The 20,651-nt window shown below is 63.8% G+C and carries 23 protein-coding genes; 16 read left to right on the top strand and 7 right to left on the bottom strand.

Translation table 11 applies throughout. From position 1 onward, the window contains the following. Positions 1-9: 9 nt before the first annotated feature. Positions 10-234: a hypothetical protein gene (locus tag X726_RS139120; protein ID WP_023673483.1), complete on the bottom strand. Its 225-nt coding sequence runs from the start codon at positions 232-234 to the stop codon at positions 10-12. A gap of 45 nt (positions 235-279) precedes the next feature. Between X726_RS139120 and X726_RS1000000170880 the strand changes: the two genes are divergently transcribed. The 6 genes from X726_RS1000000170880 (at position 280) to X726_RS139145 (ending at position 6,319) form a co-directional block, all read left to right on the top strand. Continuing rightward, entirely contained in the window at positions 280-636 is a 357-nt protein-coding gene (locus tag X726_RS1000000170880) for a hypothetical protein (protein WP_155921580.1), read from the top strand. Further along, positions 633-1,640, top strand: coding sequence for an aldo/keto reductase (locus tag X726_RS139125; protein ID WP_023673482.1), 1,008 nt, complete (start codon positions 633-635; stop codon positions 1,638-1,640). Before X726_RS1000000170880 ends, X726_RS139125 begins: the two co-directional genes overlap by 4 nt. A 407-nt stretch (positions 1,641-2,047) precedes the next feature. Beyond that, positions 2,048-2,995, top strand: coding sequence for a substrate-binding domain-containing protein (locus X726_RS139130; protein ID WP_023673481.1), 948 nt, complete (start codon positions 2,048-2,050; stop codon positions 2,993-2,995). Positions 2,996-3,226: 231 nt separating this feature from the next. Then, a complete protein-coding gene (locus tag X726_RS139135; protein ID WP_031215555.1) occupies positions 3,227-4,798 on the top strand; it encodes a sugar ABC transporter ATP-binding protein in 1,572 nt (523 codons plus the stop codon). After that, the gene (locus X726_RS139140) at positions 4,795-5,811 is read left to right on the top strand and encodes an ABC transporter permease (protein WP_023673479.1); all 1,017 of its coding nucleotides are present in this window, start codon (positions 4,795-4,797) and stop codon (positions 5,809-5,811) included. The genes X726_RS139135 and X726_RS139140 overlap by 4 nt, the downstream gene beginning before the upstream one ends. A 10-nt stretch (positions 5,812-5,821) precedes the next feature. Then, positions 5,822-6,319, top strand: coding sequence for an N-acetyltransferase (locus X726_RS139145; protein ID WP_023673478.1), 498 nt, complete (start codon positions 5,822-5,824; stop codon positions 6,317-6,319). 65 nt (positions 6,320-6,384) lie between these two features. On the opposite strand, the gene X726_RS139150 is transcribed toward X726_RS139145, so the two are convergent. Beyond that, the gene (locus X726_RS139150; RefSeq protein WP_031202909.1) at positions 6,385-6,618 is read right to left on the bottom strand and encodes a hypothetical protein; all 234 of its coding nucleotides are present in this window, start codon (positions 6,616-6,618) and stop codon (positions 6,385-6,387) included. Positions 6,619-6,767: 149 nt separating this feature from the next. Beyond that, positions 6,768-7,397 (bottom strand): glutathione S-transferase family protein, encoded by a 630-nt coding sequence (locus tag X726_RS139155; protein WP_031215554.1) that lies wholly within the window; start codon positions 7,395-7,397, stop codon positions 6,768-6,770. A gap of 210 nt (positions 7,398-7,607) precedes the next feature. Between X726_RS139155 and X726_RS139160 the strand changes: the two genes are divergently transcribed. The 7 genes from X726_RS139160 to X726_RS139190 all read left to right on the top strand — a co-directional run bounded on the left by X726_RS139160 (position 7,608) and on the right by X726_RS139190 (position 15,101). After that, positions 7,608-8,594, top strand: a complete 987-nt coding sequence (locus X726_RS139160) for a sugar kinase (protein WP_023673475.1) — start codon at positions 7,608-7,610, stop codon at positions 8,592-8,594. After that, the gene (locus X726_RS139165; protein WP_023673474.1) at positions 8,591-9,868 is read left to right on the top strand and encodes a D-tagatose-bisphosphate aldolase, class II, non-catalytic subunit; all 1,278 of its coding nucleotides are present in this window, start codon (positions 8,591-8,593) and stop codon (positions 9,866-9,868) included. Before X726_RS139160 ends, X726_RS139165 begins: the two co-directional genes overlap by 4 nt. A gap of 64 nt (positions 9,869-9,932) precedes the next feature. Further along, positions 9,933-10,511 (top strand): DUF922 domain-containing protein, encoded by a 579-nt coding sequence (locus X726_RS139170; RefSeq protein ID WP_023712528.1) that lies wholly within the window; start codon positions 9,933-9,935, stop codon positions 10,509-10,511. A 194-nt stretch (positions 10,512-10,705) separates the two neighbouring features. Further along, entirely contained in the window at positions 10,706-11,791 is a 1,086-nt protein-coding gene (gene ugpC, locus X726_RS139175) for a sn-glycerol-3-phosphate ABC transporter ATP-binding protein UgpC (protein WP_023673472.1), read from the top strand. A gap of 39 nt (positions 11,792-11,830) precedes the next feature. Beyond that, on the top strand, positions 11,831-13,156 hold the full coding sequence (locus X726_RS139180; RefSeq protein WP_023673471.1) for an ABC transporter substrate-binding protein: 1,326 nt from the start codon (positions 11,831-11,833) through the stop codon (positions 13,154-13,156). 102 nt (positions 13,157-13,258) lie between these two features. Continuing rightward, a complete protein-coding gene (locus X726_RS139185; protein WP_023673470.1) occupies positions 13,259-14,197 on the top strand; it encodes a sugar ABC transporter permease in 939 nt (312 codons plus the stop codon). Between the two features lies 1 nt (position 14,198). Next, a complete protein-coding gene (locus X726_RS139190; RefSeq protein ID WP_023673469.1) occupies positions 14,199-15,101 on the top strand; it encodes a carbohydrate ABC transporter permease in 903 nt (300 codons plus the stop codon). A 31-nt stretch (positions 15,102-15,132) separates the two neighbouring features. Here the strand turns inward: X726_RS139190 and X726_RS139195 are convergent, their stop codons facing one another. Continuing rightward, complete coding sequence (locus X726_RS139195; RefSeq protein WP_023673468.1) at positions 15,133-15,837, bottom strand: SDR family oxidoreductase; 705 nt, start codon at positions 15,835-15,837, stop codon at positions 15,133-15,135. Between the two features lie 131 nt (positions 15,838-15,968). Here X726_RS139195 and gcvA point away from each other — a divergent pair, with 131 nt between their 5' ends. Continuing rightward, positions 15,969-16,868: a transcriptional regulator GcvA gene (gene gcvA / locus X726_RS139200; RefSeq protein WP_023673467.1), complete on the top strand. Its 900-nt coding sequence runs from the start codon at positions 15,969-15,971 to the stop codon at positions 16,866-16,868. A gap of 58 nt (positions 16,869-16,926) precedes the next feature. Here the strand turns inward: gcvA and X726_RS139205 are convergent, their stop codons facing one another. Next, on the bottom strand, positions 16,927-18,030 hold the full coding sequence (locus tag X726_RS139205; RefSeq protein WP_023673466.1) for an NAD(P)/FAD-dependent oxidoreductase: 1,104 nt from the start codon (positions 18,028-18,030) through the stop codon (positions 16,927-16,929). 108 nt (positions 18,031-18,138) lie between these two features. After that, positions 18,139-18,555, bottom strand: a complete 417-nt coding sequence (locus X726_RS139210; RefSeq protein ID WP_023673465.1) for a helix-turn-helix domain-containing protein — start codon at positions 18,553-18,555, stop codon at positions 18,139-18,141. Positions 18,556-18,692: 137 nt separating this feature from the next. On the opposite strand from X726_RS139210, the gene X726_RS139215 reads away from it, so the two are divergent. Then, positions 18,693-19,280: a dihydrofolate reductase family protein gene (locus X726_RS139215; RefSeq protein ID WP_023673464.1), complete on the top strand. Its 588-nt coding sequence runs from the start codon at positions 18,693-18,695 to the stop codon at positions 19,278-19,280. 94 nt (positions 19,281-19,374) lie between these two features. Here X726_RS139215 and X726_RS139220 read toward each other — a convergent pair whose 3' ends face one another. Further along, the gene (locus X726_RS139220) at positions 19,375-19,803 is read right to left on the bottom strand and encodes a VOC family protein (RefSeq protein WP_156936038.1); all 429 of its coding nucleotides are present in this window, start codon (positions 19,801-19,803) and stop codon (positions 19,375-19,377) included. Between the two features lie 247 nt (positions 19,804-20,050). Here X726_RS139220 and X726_RS139225 point away from each other — a divergent pair. Next, on the top strand, positions 20,051-20,651 hold a 601-nt coding region (locus X726_RS139225), incomplete at its 3' end, for an MFS transporter (RefSeq protein ID WP_023673462.1).

Below are 20,651 nucleotides of genomic sequence, written 5' to 3'. Positions count from 1 at the left end.
AGATCACGCTCAATCGTCTGAGGCGGGCGTCAGGTCTAGCTCGGCCGGGGACAGCCCTTGTTGGAGCTGGCTCAGCCGGAACTCGTCGACCCAGTAGGCCTCGCCGTCGACCAGCACGCGGGCCGAGTAGACGCCGCCGGAAAAGCTTTGCGCGGTGACGTAGACCTTGTGGCGGTCGAGCGCCTTGCGCACCGCGGCGCGCTTGGAATTCTGGCTGGTGACGGAACTGGCCATGGCTCACTCATACACAAGACCGCAAGACATGGCGGCGGCATAAGGATGCTGGAGATCGGCCGCTCTGTCAATTTTGACCGCCTGCTTCTGGCAGCGCTACGATCCGACGGCAGCAAAAAACCGCTGCGCCTCGGCAGCGGACTTTGCAATGGCGACGACAATATTCGGTTAGTGGTCCGAAGGAATTATGAGCGCGGTGACGCGCGAGAGCTGCTGACGCCGGTTCAGCGTCGGCTTCTCGTAGATCTTCTTCATTGGTATCCCATGGCCCCCAATGGCCGCCGGCAAAGGCGCTTGCGGCTGGGTTTTGTCAAGGGAAGCGCTGTTCTTCCGCCGAACAGCTATGGAAACTGGAGGAGCGGCCGCTATAGTTTTCCTCAGCCCCAAGGAGAACGGCAATGACCCTCAGCACCCGCAAACTCGGCAGCCAGGGGCTGCAGGTCTCGGTGATCGGCCTCGGCTGCATGGGCATGAGCCAGTCCTACGGCCCTGCCGACGAGGCGGAATCGATCGCTACCCTGCACCGAGCCATCGAACTCGGCTGTACCTTCCTCGACACGGCGGAAGTCTACGGCGCCTATGCCAATGAAGAACTGCTCGGGCGGGCGCTGAAGGGCCGGCGCGATGAGGTGACCCTTGCCACCAAATTCGGCTTCCGCATCGAAAACGGCAGACAGGTCGGCACGGAGCGTGACAGCCGGCCCGACCATATCCGCGAGGCGCTGGAGGGCTCGCTGAAGCGGCTCGGCACCGACCATATCGACCTTTACTACCAGCATCGCGTCGATCCGGCGGTGCCGATGGAAGACGTCGCCGGCACGGTCGGCCGGCTGGTTGCCGATGGCAAAGTGCGCTTCTTCGGCCTGTCGGAAGCGGGCGCGGCGAATATCGGCCGTGCGCATGCCGTGCACCCTGTCTCGGCGCTGCAGAGCGAGTATTCGCTTTGGGAGCGCAATCTGGAGCCGGAGATCATCCCGCTGCTCAAGAAGCTCGGCATCGGCCTGGTGCCGTTCGCGCCGCTCGGCCGCGGTTTCCTCGCCGGCGACGTCAAGCGCGCCGAGGATTATCCGGAAGGCGATTTCCGCCGCGGCGACCCGCGCTACCAGGGCGCCAATTACGACGCCAACGTCGCGGCCGCCGCCGCGGTGCAAGAGGTGGCCAGTGCCAAGGGGGCAAAGCCCGCACAGATCGCGCTGGCCTGGGTGCTCGGCAAGGGCGACGGTTTCGGCATCGACATCGTGCCGATCCCGGGGACAAAGCGGCGCAAGTATCTCGAAGAAAATGTTGCTGCAGCCGCGATCCAGCTCGACCCGGCCGAGACTGCTGCGCTCGACGCAGCCCTTGCGCCGGGCAAGGTCTCAGGGCCGCGCTACAATGAGCGGGTGATAACGACCATCGACAGGTAGAGGCGTCTAAGCTGCCAATCTCCCCCCTCGTGGGGAGATGCCTGGCAAGGCAGAGGGGGGGCGCGAAGGATCGCCCGCATCAAGTATTCTGCGTAGAGGTTAGCTCAAAGATGTAAGTGAAATTGGCCAATGTCGGCGGGACAGCGCCCCCCTCTGTCCTGCCGGACATCTCCCCCACAAGGGGGGAGATTAGCAGTTTCAGCCCCTCGCCTCACCTTGCGTAATCGATTTTCCTTGGCTAGCATCCTCCGGTCGGCGCCGTGCGGAGGAGAACGTTGCGGCGGACCGGCTGGAGCGCCTCGCGTCCCCTCGGGGCGTTCACAGGACACTCCATTTTTGAATTGACGCAAGGACCGTCCCGAGCCGCTCCCGGTTTCGGGCTCCTGCGTTCATGTGGAGGATATCTGATGAACAGACGCGAATTCCTGTTGTCGACCGTGGCGACCGGCGCCATGGCGCTGGCCGCGCCCATGGCCTTTGCCGCCGACAAATTGACCATATTGGGCTCGGTGCCCAATCTCGGCTTTCCGTTCTTTGTGCACATGCTGAACGAGATCAAGGCGGAGGCGCAGGCGCAAGGCGTCAATCTGACCGAGAGCGACGGCCAGAACTCGGCGCCGAAGCAGACCGCCGACATCGAGGCCGCACTTGTGCAGAAGGTCAACGCCATCGTGATTTCGCCGCTTGACGTCAACGCGCTGGCGCCGGCGATCGAGGAAGCGGTCAAGGCCGGGGTTCCCGTGGTCACTATCGACCGCCGCGTTGACGGCGTCGAGGGCATTCTGGCCCATGTCGGCGCCGACAATGTCAAGGGCGGCGAGGCCGAGGCGCAGGCCATGGTGGCGGCGTTCCCCAACGGCGCCAAGCTGTTCCATTTGCAGGGCCAGCCGGGTGCCGGGCCCGCGATCGACCGCAACAAAGGCGTCCACAATGTGCTCGATCCGCTCAAGGACAAGTACCAGATCATCTTCGAGCAGACCGCTAATTTCGCCCGCGCCGAAGCGCTGTCGGTGACCGAGGCCGGGCTTGCCGCCAACGGCAAGCCGGACGCCATCATCTGCGCCAATGACGACATGGCGCTCGGCGCGCTCGAAGCCTGTGCCGCGCGCAACTTCACCGACGTCAAGATCTACGGCTTCGACGCGCTGCCGGAAGCGCTGGTCGCCGTGCGCGACGGCAAGCTCGCCGGCACGGTCGAGCAGTTCCCCGGCGAACAGTCGCGCAAGGCGGTGCAGATCGCGGTCGCCTTCGCCAGGGACAAGACCGAGCCGAAGGAGAAGCTGGTGCTGTTGACGCCGATCGTCATCGGCAAGGACAATCTCGACAAGGCGGAGAGGTTGAACGAGACGAAGTGAGAGTAGGGCCCATGACGGGTGGAGGTCGCGCTCTGTCGCGCCCCCCTCTGTCCTGCCGGACATCGCCCCCACTTGGGGGGAGATTGGCCGTCACGTCTGCTTTCGCCAATCGCCAACGTTATAGAAATAGTGCTGCCGGCAAAACTGCTGATCTCCCCCCGTGTGGGGGAGATGTCCGGCAGGACAGAGGGGGGCGCTGTCCCGCTGCCTATCGCAATCCGGGAGCAATGCTTGTCCGCCGTTGAACCCACCGCATCATCGCCCCCGCTCCTTTCCGTCGAAGGCGTGACCAAGCATTTTTCCGGCGTCACCGCGCTCATCGACGTTTCGCTCGAGGTGCGGCCCAGTGAGATCCTTGGCCTGCTCGGCGAGAACGGCGCCGGCAAGTCGACGCTGTTGAAAATCCTGTCCGGCGTGATGCCGCAGTCAAGCGGCCGCATCGTCTTCGACGGCGCCGACTACGCGCCGTCCAGTCCGCAGGATGCGAAGCGGCATGGCATCGTCACCATCTATCAGGAACTGAGCCTGATCCCGACGCTGACGGTTGCGGAAAACATTTTCATCGGCCGCGCGCCGCTCGGGCCGCTCGGGCTGGTCAGCTGGCGCAGGATGGAGGACGCCTCGCGCGCGATCATCGCCCGCGTCGGTCTCGACATCGATCCGGCGACGCCGGTGTCCTCGCTGTCGGTAGCCGAACAGCAGCTGGTCGAAATCGCCCGCGCTCTGTCGCTGGAAAGCCGCCTGATCATCATGGACGAGCCGACCTCGGCGCTGACCGAGACCGAGGTGCAGAAACTGATGTCGATCATGGACAGGCTGCGCAAGGACGGTGTCGCCATCATGTTCGTCACCCACCGGCTGGAAGAAGCGTCCGCCATTTGCGACCGCATGACCGTGCTGCGGGACGGCAGGCTGGCCGGTCATCTCGACCGCGACGGCCGGCCGATCCAGATTCCGAAGATCATCGAGAAGATGGTCGGCCGCGCCGCCTCCGAACTCTACGCGCGGCCGACGCAGCGCGACGTCGCCGGCGAGGTCCGGCTCTCGGTGCGCGGGCTGCGGACGGTGCGCGATCCGCTGGCGCCGCACGCCATCGTGCTCGAAGGTGTCAACCTCGATCTGAAGGCCGGCGAAATCCTCGGCGTTGCCGGTCTCGTCGGTTCCGGCCGCACCGAGCTTGCCCGCGCCATTTTCGGCGCCGACCGCATCGCGGCCGGCACGATTGCGCTCGACGGCAAGCCGATCGCCCTGGCTTCGCCCGCCGACGCCATCAAACTCGGCATCGGCCTGGTGCCGGAAGACCGCAAGCACCAGGCGATTTTTGCAGCACTTGGCATTCTCAACAATTTCTCCATCGCCTCGCTCGGCCGCTACAGCAATGGGGCCGGCTTCATGGCCGAACGGCGCGAGCGCGAGGCGCTGGCCGGCTATCGCAAGGCACTGTCGATCCGCATGGCCTCGCCCGACCAGGCGATCGAGGGCCTGTCCGGCGGCAACCAGCAAAAAGTCATCCTGGCCCGCTGGCTGGCGCGCGACCCGAAAGTACTGATCGTCGACGAGCCGACGCGCGGCGTCGATGTCGGCGCCAAGGCCGAAGTGCACCAGATCCTGGTCCAGTTGGCTGCGCGCGGCATCGCCATCATGATGATCTCGTCGGAGCTGCCGGAGGTGCTGGCAGTGTCGGATCGCATCGTTACGATGCGGCGCGGCCGTATCACTGGCGAAATGCCGGGCATCGAAGCGACCGAGGAAAAACTGATGGAACTGATGGCGCTCGACCGCAAGCAGGACGCAACGCAATGACCAGCACCACCGAACAGACCCAGCGCAGCGGCATCAACATCGCGCGGCTTCTGATGAGTTTTGGGCCGCTGATGTTCCTGGCGGTGTTGATCGTCATCTTCACCGTGCTGAAGCCGAGCTTCATCGATCCAATCAATCTGTTCAACATTTTGAGGCAGATCTCGATCACCGGGCTGATCGCGCTCGGCATGACTTTCGTCATCCTCACTGCCGGCATCGACCTGTCGGTCGGCTCACTGCTCGCCTTCTGCGGCATGGTGGCGGCGGTGGTGGCCAAGGGCGGCACCGCCAACACGCTGTCGCTGTCGACCACGGGCACGCAAGGATATGGCTGGTTCGCCGCCTTGCTTGCCGCCGTCATCGTCGGGGCGCTGGCCGGCGGCGTCCAGGGCTTTGCCATCACCAGGCTGAAAGTGCCGCCCTTCGTCGTCACGCTGGGTGGTCTCACAGTGTTTCGCGGCCTGACGCTGACCATCTCCAATGGTGGACCGATCTCCGGTTTCGACGCCTCGATGCGCTGGTTCGGCACCGGGCTCATCGGACCGGTGCCGGTGCCGGCGATCATCTTCGCGGTGGCGGCCATCCTGTGCCACATCGTGCTGCGCTATACGCGCTACGGCCGCGCCGTCTATGCCGTCGGCGGCAATGCCGAGGCCGCGCGCCTTTCGGGCCTGCGCGTCGACCGCATTCTGATCTCGGTCTATGTCATCGTCGGCTTCTTCGCCGGGCTGGCGGCCTTCGTTTTGTCAGCACGGCTCAACTCCTCCGAAGCCGTAGCCGGCATCGGCTACGAACTTACGGTGATTTCCGCCGTGGTCATCGGCGGTACCTCGCTATTCGGCGGCATCGGCTCGGTCGGCGGCACGGTGGTGGGCGCAGCGCTGATCGGCGTGCTGCAGAACGGGCTGCAGTTCAACAATGTCTCGTCCTACACACAAAGCATCGTCATCGGCCTGATCCTGATCCTGGCCGTGGCCTTCGATCGTTGGCTGAAGTCGCGGGTAAGGCGGTAAGGGATCGGCCATGGTTCAGATCAGGGCGATGGCAGAGAACGATGTAGCGTCGGTATCGCGGCTGCTGGGAGAGTCTTGGCGGCGCACCTATTCGTCGATCCTGGGACCTGAAAATACCCCGCGGCTCTCGGACGACAAGCATGCGCCCGAGCGGCTGGCAGAGGAACTTGGGGACGACAACAAGATGTCGTTCGTGGCCGAACGGCCGGACGGTTCGATCGCCGGCTACGCGATGGCGGCGATGGACGATCGTGGCGATGTCCTGCTCGACCGGCTGCACATCGACAAGACAGAGTTCGGCAGCGGGCTCGCCACCGACCTGCTGCACGCGGTGCTTGTCGCGCATGCCGGCATCCCCAGCATTGCGCTGGAAGTGATCGAGGGCAACGACCGGGCGATCGCCTTCTATCGCAAGCACGGTTTCGAAGTGGTCGAGCGCCACACGGCCGCGCACGGCGTTGGCGGCCACGCCTCGCTGATCATGCGCCGGCTGCTGTCGAGGGCGTAAGGAAGGGAACAGGCAGTGTGGAATAGGGAATAAGGTGGCGCGGATCGATACCCTACGCCTACAGCCTACTGCGCCGCCGCTTGCCGGCCGTCCTCGTCGTCCGGCATATCGAGAATTTCGATCAGCCGCGCCACCTTCGTTCCCGGCAAGCGGCGGCCCTCGTTGACCAGCGCCTCGTCGGCACCGAGCCAGGCGAACGCCTCGCGCAGTTCTTCAAGGGTGGCGCCGGTCAGCGCGATGTCGGCTATGACTGCCTCGTCTACCGGCCCCAACACCGAAATGATGTCGTCGCGTGTCATGGTCACCTCCATGCTAAGTGCCGGCCGGTCGTCGAGATGACGCCGAGACCCGGCCATCCAGCCAACGGATTGCGAGTAAAAACCGCCGACAAAGCAGAATCTGGGTCTTCTTTTCGACTAAGCAAGATGAACGCGCGCGCCTTTTGCCGTCAAGCAGCCGAGTGCGGATCGATGCTGTAGAGATGCACGGGATAGCCGGGACCGATGGCGTCGCGCACCCGGTCCGTCCAGGCGAGGACCGCCGGATAAGCCGCCAGCGCAAAGCCGCAATCTTCGGCACGGTGGCCGTAGGCATAGACAGCAATGTCGGCGATGGTGAGCGTGTCGCCGACAAGGAACGGCGTATCGTTCAGGCTGCGCTCCAGCGCTGCCAGCGTGCGGGCGCCGGCTTCGCGCTTGGCCGGAACCATCGCCTGGTTGCGCTCCAGCCTTCCGGCCAGCGTCCAGAAGCGCAGGGAGCCGATGACCGGCTCGACATGGTACTGTTCGAAGAACAGCCATTGCATAATTTTCGCGTTGACATAGCGATCCGCCGGCAGCAAGGGCGTGCCTTCGGCGAGATAAATGAGGATCGCATTCGATTCGGCGATCGCACGGCCATCCTCGAGTTCGAGCACAGGAACGGCGCCGGCCGGGTTGAGCTTCAGGAAGGCGTCGGTGTGGCTCTCGCCCTCGAAAATCGACACCAGGCGGCTTTCATAGGGAATGTTGAGCAGGCCGAGCACGACCCTCGCCTTCCAAACGTTTTGCGACGGCAAATAATCATGAAGCGTGAGCATGGCTGTCCTTTCGCTGCGGTCGACGCCTGATTTGCACGGTGCCACGATCCCAGCCACCCGAATCCTGCAATGTGTACGCGCGGAAACAGATAAACTATACGCATGTAGAGTTTTATTGACTTCGCTGTATGTGCGATTTACCCGATAAACATTTGCGTCGGATAACTGCGCGGGCAAGCAATCAGTTTGCGTGTGAGAGGAATCGCAAGCATGAGCCTTTCGCGCCGAAGCGAGATCGCCGCCGAGGGCGTGGGGCCAACGATTGTCGCCGGCGAAATCCTGGTCGAGATCATGGCGACGGAACTGGGTTTCGGCTTCCTCGAGCCGCAATCGCTTGTCGGGCCATTCCCCAGCGGTGCGCCGGCGATCTTCATCGATCAGGTCGCCCGGCTGGGAGGCGGCGCCGGCATTATCGGCTGCGTCGGCCGCGACGATTTCGGCACGCTCAACCTGGACAGGCTGGAGCTCGACGGCGTCGACGTCTCAGCCGTCGATATCAGCGACCGCTTCCCGACGGGATGCGCCTTCGTGCGCTACCGGCCCGATGGTATCAGGGACTTCGTCTACAACATCGCCGAATCCGCCGCCGGGCAGATCCACCTGACCACTGCTGCGCGCCTGCTGGCGGACAGGGCCGGCCATCTGCATATCATGGGATCGACGCTGTCGGTGGCAGGGCTGAAGGAGATCGTCAGCTACGCAGTGCAGGCGGTTCGTGCCCGCGGCGGCTCGACCTCATTCGACCCGAATGTGCGCAAGGAGCTGATCGACGGCTCCGACGGCGCACTGTTTTCCGCACTCATCGACGATGCCGACCTGCTGCTGCCGTCCGGCGACGAATTGCTCGCTACGGCGGGCGTCGATGACGAGCACCGGGCGGTGGCGGCGCTGTTTGCCAGGGGCGTCGGCGAGATCGTGCTGAAGCGCGGTGCTGACGGCTCTTCCTGGTTCGGCGCCGACGGCGCCAGGATCGACTGCGCCGGTTTTCAGGTCGAGGAAGTCGACCCCACGGGCGCCGGCGATTGTTTCGGCGCCACCTACCTGACCTGCCGCCGCCAGGGGATGGAGCCCGGCAAGGCGCTGCTTTATGCCAATGCCGCCGGCGCCCGCAACGTCACCCGGCGCGGCCCGATGGAGGGCGTCACCAGCTTCGACGGACTCGATCAATTCATCAAGGGAACAGCGAGACGGACATGAGCGCCAACCCGCTTGCAGGCCTCGCCAGCGCGCGCAAAAACGGCTCGCCCTACGGCATCACCTCGATCTGCTCCGCGCATCCGCTGGTGATCCAGACGGCGATCAGGCGCGCCGTTGCCGACAGGGAGAAAAACCTGCTGATTGAGGCAACCTGCAATCAGGTCAACCAGTTCGGCGGCTATACCGGAATGACCCCGGCGCTGTTCGTCGCCTTCGTGCTGGAGATCGCCTGCCGCGAGGGGCTGGAAGCCTCGCGTATCATCTTCGGCGGCGACCATCTGGGACCGAACCCGTGGCGCGCAGAGCCGGCGGCGCAGGCGATGGACAAGGCCGAGGCCATGGTCGGCGCCTATATCGCGGCCGGCTTCACCAAGATCCATCTCGACGCATCGATGGGCTGCGCCGGCGAGCCGGCGGCGCTTGACGACGAGACCATCGCCACCCGGGCGGCGCGGCTGGCAAAGGCGGCCGAAACGGGCGCGCACGCCGCAGGCAGCACCTTGCCGGTCTACATCATCGGCACCGAAGTTCCCGCCCCCGGCGGCGTCGACCATGCGATCAGCGAGTTGAAGCCGACCGAGGCGGCGGCGGCGCGGCGCACGATCGAGGTTCACCGGGAGATCTTTGCCCGCGAAGGCCTGACCGAGGCGTTCGGCCGCGTCATGGCCGTGGTGGTGCAGCCGGGCATGGAATTCGGCAGCCAAAATGTCGTCGCCTACGCGCCCGAAAAATCCAAGGGCCTGACCGGCTTGCTCGATGAGCAGCCGTCGCTCGTCTACGAGGCGCATTCGACCGACTACCAGACCCGTGCGGCTTTGACCGCGCTGGTCGCAAACGGCTTTCCTATCCTCAAGGTCGGCCCCGGCCTGACCTTCGTCTTGCGCGAGGCGCTTTACGGGCTCGACCTGATCGCCTCCGAAATGGCCAGGGACTATGGCGACCGGTCGCTCGCCCGGACCATGGAAAGCGCGATGCTGGCAGCCCCCGGCCATTGGCACAGCCACTATCATGGCAATGAAGCAGAGCTCTATGTGCAGCGGCATTACAGCTACAGCGACCGCATCCGCTATTATTGGAGCAACCCCACCGCTGTCGCGGCCGTCGAGCGCCTGCGCAAGGCGCTGGACGACGTTGCCATTCCCGAAACGCTGATGCGGCAATTCCTGCCGGCGCTGCCGGCCGAACTCGGGCCGGCGGGCAATCCCGAGGCTATCCTTCTCGAAGCTGTCGATCAGGTGCTGGCCGACTATGACGCGGCCTGCCGTGGGACCTGAGTGCATTGCGCCGGGTTGATCTTTGCCTCAGCCCAGTGTCTCTGACGTTTCCATGAAACCAGCCATGTTCTTTCTCCTGTTCGCGGCCTCCCTGCTGGCGTCGCCGGCACGCGCCGACTGGAAGCCGGTCGAAAAGGTCGAGACCTACGCCATCGCAGGGCGGACCGGCCCGGAACTCTATGCCGCGATCGGCGAAGCCGGCCCCTTGCTCGGCAAGGGTCGGGTCATTGCGCACACCAATTTCAAGCTGACCTGGACCAGGGACTACAGGCCGCAAGGCGACGCCTGCGTGCTCAAATCGGCGCGCCCGAAACTGATCATCACCTACACCTTGCCGAAGCCGGCCGAACCGTTGCCGGCTTCCGTCCAGAAGAACTGGACGGTGTTCATCGCCGGGCTCGCCGCCCACGAGAGAGTGCATGGCGCAGCCATCGCCGAGATGGTGCGCAAGATCGAGGCGGTGAGCGTCGGCCTGACCGTTACTGATGACCCCGCCTGCAGCAAGATCAGAACCGAGCTGACGAGGCAACTCGCCCAGATCTCGCTGGCTCAGCGGCAGGCGAGCCGCGACTTCGACCGGGTCGAATTCGGCCCCGGCGGAAACCTGCAGAAGCTGGTGCTGGCTTTTGTGAATGGGGGGTAGTTTGCCGGCGAACCGGTCATTGCGCCGGTGTTCCGAATGGCAAGAGCACCGGCCGCATGGCCGCTTTACAGGCAGGCTTGGTAGCGCTACCGTCTGATCGTCACGCGACCTGTTGGGGGAATGGGAGACGGTCGCGAGGCGGGAGAGGAGCGGTTTCCTTCGGGGCGTCGCAAGAAGCATTCGGGAGGAGATCGATGGCGTCTGTCGCGATCGGCGATGTTTACAAATCGTTCGGGACCGTCGAGGTCCTGCATGGCGTCAGTGTGGATATCGACGACGGCGAATTCGTCACGCTGGTCGGCCCGTCGGGTTGCGGAAAATCGACCCTTCTCAGGATGATCGCCGGCCTGGAAAAGATTTCTCGGGGCGAGATCGCGATCGGGGATCGGGTCGTCAACAACGTTGCGCCGAAAGAGCGCGACGTTGCCATGGTGTTCCAGAACTACGCGCTCTACCCGCACATGACGGTCGCCGAGAACATGGCGTTCTCGCTCATGCTCAAAGGTGTTTCGAAGGCCGATTGCGCTACCAGCATTCAGCGCGCCGCCGAAATCCTCGGGCTGGTGCCATTGCTGACGCGATATCCGCGCCAGCTTTCCGGCGGCCAGCGCCAGCGCGTCGCCATGGGCCGGGCGATCGTGCGCGATCCACAGGTTTTCCTGTTCGACGAACCGCTCTCCAATCTCGACGCCAAGCTCAGGGTGCAGATGCGCGCCGAGATCAAGGAACTGCACCAGCGGCTCAAGACGACCACAGTCTATGTCACCCACGACCAGATCGAGGCCATGACCATGGCCGACAAGATCGTCGTCATGCATGACGGCATCGTCGAACAGATCGGACCGCCGCTGGAGCTCTACGACAGGCCAAACAATCTCTTCGTCGCCAGTTTCATCGGCTCGCCCGCCATGAACCTGATCAAGGGCGAGATCGTCACCGACGGGTCTCCGTCCTTTCGCGGCGCCGGGGGAATTTCCGTGCCGCTGGCCGGCGCGCCGGCCGTTGGCAACGGTCATCCGGTGGTGCTGGGAATACGGCCCGAGCATTTGCGGCTATCGTCAGACCAAGGCATTCCAGTCACCGTCGCGGTGGTCGAGCCGACCGGGTCGGAAGTGCAGATCATCGGCCGCACCGCCGGCGGCGACGAGATCGTCGCCAATTTCCGCGAACGCCATGCCTTAACACCGGGCGAATCCATACGGCTCTCTGCCGCGCCTGGCCTGATTCATCTCTTTGACGGCAAGACCGGAACACGATTTGAAACGCGTAACGGATGGTAAGGACCGCATAGCAAGGAAGATAAACCGGAGGAGACGACCATGAAATTCACGAGACGCGATGTAATCCGCACGACCGCAGGTGCCGCGGCGGGAGCTCTGGGAAGCCGGTTCGTCGGCTCGCCGGCTTTTGCCCAGGAGGGCTTGAAATACAAGCCCGAGGAAGGCGCAAAGCTGCGGCTGCTGCGCTGGTCGCCCTTCGTCAAGGGCGATGAGGATCAATGGCTGGCCAACACCAAGCGCTTCACCGAGGCGACAGGTGTCGAGGTTCGTGTCGACAAGGAAAGCTGGGAGGACATTCGCCCCAAGGCAGCGGTCGCGGCCAATGTCGGTTCCGGCCCGGACCTGATGTTCGTCTGGTTCGACGACCCGCATCAATATCCCGACAAGCTGCACGACGTGACCGAGCTCGGCGAGTATCTGGGCTCGAAATATGGCGGATGGCACGACGGACCGAAGCAATATGCGACGCGGGACGGCAAGTTCGTCGGCCTGCCGCTGGCCACGATCGGCAATGCCATCGTCTATCGCGAAAGCTGGGTGAAGGAGGCCGGCTTCTCCGAATTTCCGAAGGACACGGCAGGCTTCCTCGAGCTTTGCAAGGCGTTGCAGGCGAAAGGACATCCGGCCGGCTTCACGCACGGCCACGGCGTCGGCGACGGCAACAATTACGCGCACTGGCTGCTGTGGAGCCATGGCGGCCAGATGGTCGACGAGAGCGGCAAGGTGGCGATCAACAGCCCCGAGACGCTAAAGGCGATCGGATACGCGCAGGAACTCTACAAGACCTTCATTCCCGGGACCGAAAGCTGGCTCGACGTCAATAACAACCGCGCCTTCCTGGCCGGCGAACTCGGCGTCATCGCCAACGGCATTTCCGCCTACAATACGGCCAAGATCAACAAGGACAACGATCCGAAGCTGGCTGATATCGCCAAGGACATCCGCACCACCAACCTGCCGATCGGTCCCGTCGGGAAATCGGTCGAACTGTTCCAGGTGACCACCGCCGTCATCTTCAACTACACGCCCTACCCCAATGCGGCCAAGGCCTATCTGCAGTTCATGTTCGAGGATCCGCAGATGACCGACTGGATCACCTCCTCGGCGGGCTATTGCTGCCAGACGCTGAAGGCCTTCGACAACAATCCAGTGTGGACGGCCGACCCGAACAATGCCGCCTATGCCAAGGCCTCGGCGACGCTGCGCCCCAACGGCTATGCCGGGCCGCTCGGCTATGCCTCGGCGGCGACCATGGCCGACTATGTCCTGGTCGACATGTTCGCCAAGGCGGTGACCGGCCAGGCGACGCCGCAGGAGGCGATGGAGGAGGCGGAGAAGCGCGCCAACCGCTACTACCGCGTTTGATCACGGCACCGCCGGGCAGCGTCTAGTGCGCTGCCCGGCCCGTCGCACAATCCCATGGCGGCCGTTGACGCCGTGACCTGATTCCCCGATGAGGAGCCCTCCATGGCCGTGCCGTCCGTTGCCGCCCAGCCGCGTCCGTCGATGCTTTCGCGGATCTCCGAAAGCCGCAACGCGCTGGGCTTCGGCTTCATGCTGCCGGCGGCGGCGCTGCTGCTGGTCTTCCTGACCTATCCGCTCGGGCTGGGCGTCTGGCTCGGTTTCACCGATGCCCGGATCGGCCGCCCCGGCATCTTCATCGGCGTCGAGAATTATCAGTACCTTTGGAATGACAACGTCTTCTGGCTCTCCGTCTTCAACACGCTGCTCTACACGGTCAGCGCCTCGATCCTGAAGTTCGTGCTCGGCCTGTGGCTGGCGCTCATCCTCAATGAAAACCTGCCGTTCAAATCGTTCTTCCGCGCGATAGTCCTGCTGCCCTGGGTGGTGCCCACTGTACTGTCAGCCATCGCCTTCTGGTGGATCTACGATTCGCAGTTCTCCATCCTGTCCTGGGCGCTGCAGCAAATGGGCCTGATCGACCACCGCATCAATTTCCTCGGCGATCCGGAGAATGCGCGCGCTTCGGTTATCGCCGCCAACGTCTGGCGCGGCATTCCTTTCGTCGCCATCACGCTGCTCGCCGGCCTGCAGACCATTCCGCAGTCGCTCTACGAGGCGGCCACGCTCGACGGCGCCAGTCGCTGGCAGTTGTTTCGTTATGTGACTCTGCCGCTGCTGACGCCGATCATCGCCATCACCATGACCTTCTCGGTGCTGTTCACTTTCACCGATTTCCAGCTGATCTACGTGCTGACCCGGGGCGGACCGGTGAATGCCACGCATCTGATGGCGACATTGTCTTTCCAGCGCGGCATTTCCGGCGGCCAGCTTGGCGAGGGCGCGGCCATCGCGGTGGCCATGATCCCGTTCCTGCTGGCGGCGATCCTGTTCAGCTATTTCGGCCTGCAACGCCGCAAATGGCAACAAGGCGGCGGAGACTGACATGGTCAAGACGGCCGCGACAAGGAAGGCGAAACGTGGGGATATCGACGAAGGCGGCATGGGCTACCTGCAGAGCCTGCCGCGTCGCGTGGTGACGGTCTATCTGCCGCTGCTGGTGTTCGTCTTCGTGCTTTTGTTTCCGTTTTACTGGATGACGATCACGGCGGTTAAACCCAATCTCGAAATGACCGACTATGCGCAGTTCAATCCGTTCTGGGTGGTGCATCCGACATTGGAGCACATCCGCTATCTCCTGTTCGAGACCTCCTATCCGGGCTGGCTGCTCAACACGATCATCATCTCGACCGCCGCTACGTTCCTGTCGCTGCTGGCGTCGGTGTTCGCCGCCTATGCGATCGAGCGGTTGCGCTTTTCCGGGGCGCGGCAGGTCGGCCTCGGCATCTTCCTCGCCTATCTGGTGCCGCCCTCGATCCTGTTCATTCCGCTGTCGGTGATGGTGTTCAACCTCGGGCTCTACGACACGCCCTTCGCGCTCATCCTTACCTATCCGACCTTCCTGGTGCCGTTCTGCACGTGGCTGTTGATGGGCTACTTCCGCTCCATCCCGTTCGAACTGGAAGAATGCGCGCTGATAGACGGAGCGAGCCGGTGGCAGATCCTCACCAAGATCGTGCTGCCGCTGTCGGTGCCGGGCCTGATCTCCGCCGGCATATTCGCCTTCACCCTGTCATGGAACGAGTTCATCTATGCGCTGACATTCATCCAGTCCTCGGAAAACAAGACCGTGCCGGTGGGTGTGCTGACCGAGTTGGTGCGCTCCGACGTCTACGAATGGGGGGCGCTGATGGCGGGAGCGCTGATCGGCTCGCTGCCGGTGGTGGTGCTCTATTCGTTCTTCGTCGAGCACTATGTCTCGTCGATGACCGGCGCGGTGAAGGAGTGACGCGCCGGCTCACGCAAGGCGACCGGCGCGGTCAGATCGCGCCGATGATGCCGCCGTCGACGCGGATGTTCTGGCCGGTGATGTAGCCCGCACCTTCGGAAGCGAGGAAGGCGATGGTCGCGGCGATCTCCTCCGACGTGCCGTAGCGCTGCATCGGCACGCTGTCGCGGCGCTCCTCGGTGGCCGGCAGGCTGTCGATCCAGCCGGGCAGCACATTGTTCATGCGCACATTGTCGGCGGCGTAGGTGTTGGCGAAGATCTTGGTGTAGGCGGCAAGCCCGGCGCGGAACACGGCGGATGTCGGGAACATCGGGCTCGGCTCGACCACCCAGGCGGTCGAGATGTTGATGATGGCGCCAGCCCTCTGCTTGACCATCTGCGGCGCCACGATGCGCACCGGCCGGATGACGTTCATCAGATAGACGTCGAGACCGGTGTGCCACTGCTCGTCGGTGATTTCGAGGATCGGCGCGCGTGGCCCGTGGCCACCGCTGTTGACCAGCACGTCGATGCGGCCAAAGCGCTCGAGCGTCAGATCCGCGAGCCGCTGCAGATCGTCATTCGACTGGTTGGAGCCGGTGACGCCGAGGCCGCCAAGCTCCTTGGCCAGAGCCTCGCCCTTGCCGGAGGACGACAGGATCGCGACCTTGAACCCGTCCGCCGCCAGCCGCTTGGCCGCCGCCGCACCCATGCCGCTGCCGCCCGCGACGACGACTGCTACTTTTTCTACACTCATCTCGATTTTCCTTCGTGCGGGTTGGCGGGACTCTAAAATCCATGTTTCCGAGGTTCGACCAGTGCTATAAACGGTTTTGCCATCTGGTTCGAACCAGAAAGCCTGAAATCAAGCTGTAGAAAAACTCCTGCATGCCTGAAGCCTTCCTGAGCCTGCCGCCGTTGAATGCGCTGCGTGCCTTCGAAGCCGCCGCGCGTCACCTCAACTTCCGTATCGCCGCGCAGGAGCTGAACGTGACTCAAGGGGCGGTGGCGCAGCATATACGCGGGCTGGAAGCGGATCTCGGCGCAAAGCTGTTCGACCGGCTGCCGCGCGGCCTGGCGCTCACCGACGAGGGCCGCGCCTATATGCCGAACATCCGCCGCGCCTTCGAGCTGATCTCGGAGGCCACCTTGCTGCTGCGGCCCGAACCGGCGCGGCTGACGATCAGCGTCACGCCGAGCTTTGCCACCAAATGGCTGATCCCGAAACTGCCGGAGTTCGTCGCGCACAACCCGCTCGTCGATCTGCGAATCCTGGCCAGCGAAAACCTGTCGAGTTTTCAGGCCGACGGCGTCGACATTGCGGTCAGGCAAGGCCGCCCGCCCTTCGGCGCCGGCCTGATGGTCGACCTGTTGTTCCCACAGCAGATCGTCGCCATCTGCAGCCCTGCCCTGCTGCCTACCGAGGCGAACGAGATCGCGACGGCCGATATCCAGCATCATGTCCTGTTGCACGACGCGCACAATCTGTGGCCGGAATTCATGGAGAGAGCGCTCGGCCTGAGGATGGCCACCGGGGCCAAACGCATGCGCTTCAACCAGACAGGCCTAGCCATCGACGCCGCCATTGCCGGCCAAGGCATCGCACTGGCCAGCCGTTTCCTCGTCGCTGCCGACATTGCCGCCGGCCGGCTGGTGCAGCCGATCAACGCGGAGATGCGTGGGACGCACGATTTCTATGTCGTGATGCCGCGCAAGCAACGGCACCCAGAACCGACGCAAGCCGTGCGGCAATGGCTGCTGGATGAGGGCGATGCGGCGCGGCTGTGATAGATAGCCGATCTCCCCGCAAGGCGGGAGATCCGCAGCTTGGCCGACGCCGCCCCTTTCAGCCTCGCCGAGCAATGTCGGCCGCCACTGCCTTCGCCTCGCGTCCAATTTCCCTGAGCAGACCGGTGACCGGATTGTAGAAGCCGACGAGGTAGAGGCCGAGTTGCGAGGCGCGGGCGTTGACGCCACTGCGCTCCGGCTGCAATTCCACGGGCAGAAACTTTTCGTAGCCCGGGCGATAGCCGGTGGCGAGGATGACGGCGTCGAAATTTTCCAGCCTGCCGTCGGTGAACGCAGCGCCGCGCTCGGTGAAGCCCGCTATGTCGGGTGCGATCTTGATGGCGCCTTTGGTGATGGCGTCGACCGTGCCGACGTCGATGACCGGGATGCGGCCGACTTCGTCGATCTGTTGCAGGATGCCCTGCTTCGGCCTGACGATGCCGTATCTCTCGAGCTTGCCCAGCGCGAAATCGAGGATGATCGGAAACATCCACTCGTTCAGCGCCTGCGGCATTGGCCGGCTGGCGATGCCGACCATCTGGATCGGCACGCCAAACAGCTGGCGCGGCACGATGTGGACGCCCTTGCGCACCGAAATGGTCGGACGCGCGCCACTTTCCGCCAAGTCGAGCGCGATCTCGGCGCCGGTGTTGCCCATGCCGACGATCAGCACCGAGCGGCCAGCAAAGGGCGCCGCTTGCGTATAGTCGGCGCTGTGCAGCACCTCGCCCTTGAAAGCCTCGATGGCAGGGAGCCGGGGGACGATCGGCTCGGCATTGTTACCGCTGGCGATGACGACATGGCGCGCCTTCAGGTTGTCCGAACCTGTCTCGACCAGAAAACCGCTGTCGGTACGGCGAATGGCTTTCACCGTTATGCCGAAGCGCGGGCGCAGATCGAATTTTTCCGCATAGTCGTCGAGGTAACGGACCACCAGTTCGCGCGGCACGTAGCGCGGATAATTTTTGGGAAAGGGCAGGAACGGCAGCGACGAGAACGACTTGACCGTATGCAGATGCAGTCGCCGATAGTGCCGCCGCCAGGCGGGCGCGATCTCCTGCGATCTTTCGAGCAGGATGAAATCCACTCCTGCCCGCTTCAGGCAGGCACCGACCGCAAGGCCGGCAGGCCCGGCGCCGACAATAACGACAGTGGTGTCCAAGCGATTCTCCTCCCGCCGGGTTGGCAGAGGTTATGTGCAGAGGCGCAGGCGGGACAAGTCACCCGTTGCGCAGCATCCCGGCCGCGAAGGGAGGGCTGGCGTTGCTCCCTAGCCGATATGCTCGGCGCGCAGCTTCTTCTTTATCTGCTCCAGGCCTGCCTCGCCGCCCGTCGCCAGTTCATCGGCGATCCTTGCCAGCTTGTCATCGGCGTTGCGGTATTTGCTGCCCCAGGCGCCGAGCGTCGCCAGCACCGGCAACAGGTCGATGCCCGCCTCGGTCAGCTTATAGATCGCCTTGAGCTTGTGCGTGGGGTCGTCGCTTCTGGTGACAATGCCCTCATCCTGCAAGGTCTGCAGCCGCTCGGCCAGCGTGCGCGACGAGATGCCTTCGCCTGATAGCAGAAACTCCCGGAAGTGCCTTTTTCCCGCGAAAATCATGTCGCGGATGATCAGCAGCGTCCAGCGGTCACCGAGCAATTCGAGCGACAGGCTGATGGGGCAGCCGGATCTTTCCCTGGTCGACATTCTCAATGCTTCCATTTCTAAATCACTTTACTATTGACATCATTTTTCTCTCGTGTCAATGGTTCCGAAAGTAAAGCAATCACCAACGCCGCCTGACCTGGCGCTGGTGACACCAGAGCTCAATCAGGAGAACAACGATGAGAAAACTGATCCTGCAGATGCAGATGTCGGTCGACGGTTTTGTCGGCGCGGCCGGCGATGAGCACTGGCAGCTCTGGGAATGGGGCGCCAACTGCCCGTGGGACGACGACTTGAAGCAGGATTTCAACGCGGTGTTCGCCGGCATCGATACCATTCTGCTCAGCCGCAAGATGGCCGAAGAAGGCTATCTAACCCATTGGGGCAATGCGGCAAAAAACTATCCGCGCGATCCCTTCTACGCCTTTGCGCAGCGCATCGTCGAGGCGCGCAAGGTGGTGCTGAGCGACAAGCTCGCGGCATCGCGGTGGGAGCGCACGACGCTTGCCAGCGGCGACCTGCCGCGCGAGGTCAAGGCGCTGAAAGCTGAAGGTGAAGGCGACATGGCGGTATTCGGCGGCGCCGGCTTTGCCTCGGCGCTGATTGCAGCGGGACTGGTCGATGAGTTCCAGCTGTTCATCAATCCGGCCGCGCTGGGCGACGGCGAGCGGATTTTCGACTGTGGCGGCTTCCTGAAATTGCGCCTGCTCGGCTCTAAAGCCTATGCCTGCGGAATGGTGGTGAACCGCTACGCGCCGGCAATGTGAAGTAGTTCAGCGATGAATCCGTGGACCGCTTCAACTCTTTGTTTTTACGAGAACTCCGGACGGATCACCGCAACCCGCTCCTCGTGAACCTGCGCTAGAAATTGATCTCGACCGAAGCGGCACTTCGCTTTGCCGGCCCGTGAAACACCGCCTCGATGTTGTTGCCGTCGGGGTCGAGCAGGAAGGCGGCGTAGTAGCCGGGGTGGTAGGGCCGCTCACCCGGCGCGCCATTGTCGGCGCCGCCGGCATCGAGGCCGGCCTTGTAGAACGCATCGACCATGGCCTTGTCCCTGGCCTGGAGGGCCAGATGATGGCGCCCGGTCAGCTGTCCCTTCGCCGCCCGGCTGTCGAGGCTTGAGATGAACAGCTCGTCGGCCCAGAAATAGTCCTCGGCCTCGCCGCCGATCGGAATGCCGAGCACCTTGAAGACGGCTTCATAGAAGCGCCGGCTCGCCTTGAGGTCCCTGACCACCAGCTGGACGTGGTCGATGAGGCGGCCGCGATGCAGTTCCATGAGCGATATCTCCCGTCGCGAGACCACAAAGCTAGTGCCGCGGAGCGGCTCGTCAATTCGGCAGTCTATCTTGTCGGCGCGCTTGGCAGCCTTACACCCCTGCTTTTGTCATATCCGGATGGACTTCCACGCAGACCGGATAAAAAATGCAACCGGATTGTCGGATTCGAAATCCCGCCAACGTCCTTCGGACGCAAGCGGCGCAACGGAGCTGGAGCGAGTGGCGCCGCATCGAAACCGATCTCGGGAGAAGAGCATGAACAGTTCCTACCGTTGGGTGATCGTCGCGTGCGGCGCGCTGATGACCTGTGTGGCGCTCGGCGCGATGTTTTCGCTGGCGATCTTTCTCGAGCCGATGGCGCTCGACACCAACTGGTCGCGAACCGGCATTTCCAGCGCCATGACGCTGAATTTCTTGGTGATGGGCGCAGGCGGTTTCGCCTGGGGCGCCATCTATGACCGTGTCGGCGCCCGCCCGGTGGTTTTTGCCGGCGCGGTGCTGCTCGGCCTGTCGCTGGTGGTGGCGAGCCGAGCCCAATCGCTGCTGGTCTTCCAGCTGAGCTATGGCGTCATCGTCGGGCTGGCGGCCAGCGCCTTCTTCGCGCCGATGATCGCGCTGACCACCGCCTGGTTCGAGACCCATCGCAGCCTGGCCGTGTCGCTGGTCTCGGCCGGCATGGGCGTGGCGCCGATGACCATTTCACCCTTCGCGCGCTGGCTGATCACGGCCTATGACTGGCGTACCGCCATGTTCGATATCGGCATCATGGCCTGGGTGCTGTTGCTGCCGGCCGTCTTCCTGGTGCGCCAGCCGTCGACGGCGGTCGCGGCAGCGGATGGCAGCGCGCCCGCGCCTG

This window comes from Mesorhizobium sp. LSJC285A00 (assembly GCF_000503155.1).
Taxonomy (GTDB): Bacteria; Pseudomonadota; Alphaproteobacteria; order Rhizobiales; family Rhizobiaceae; genus Mesorhizobium.
The sequence above is the reverse complement of the archived record's forward strand: the minus strand, read 5'-3'. Positions and strand labels throughout refer to the sequence as shown.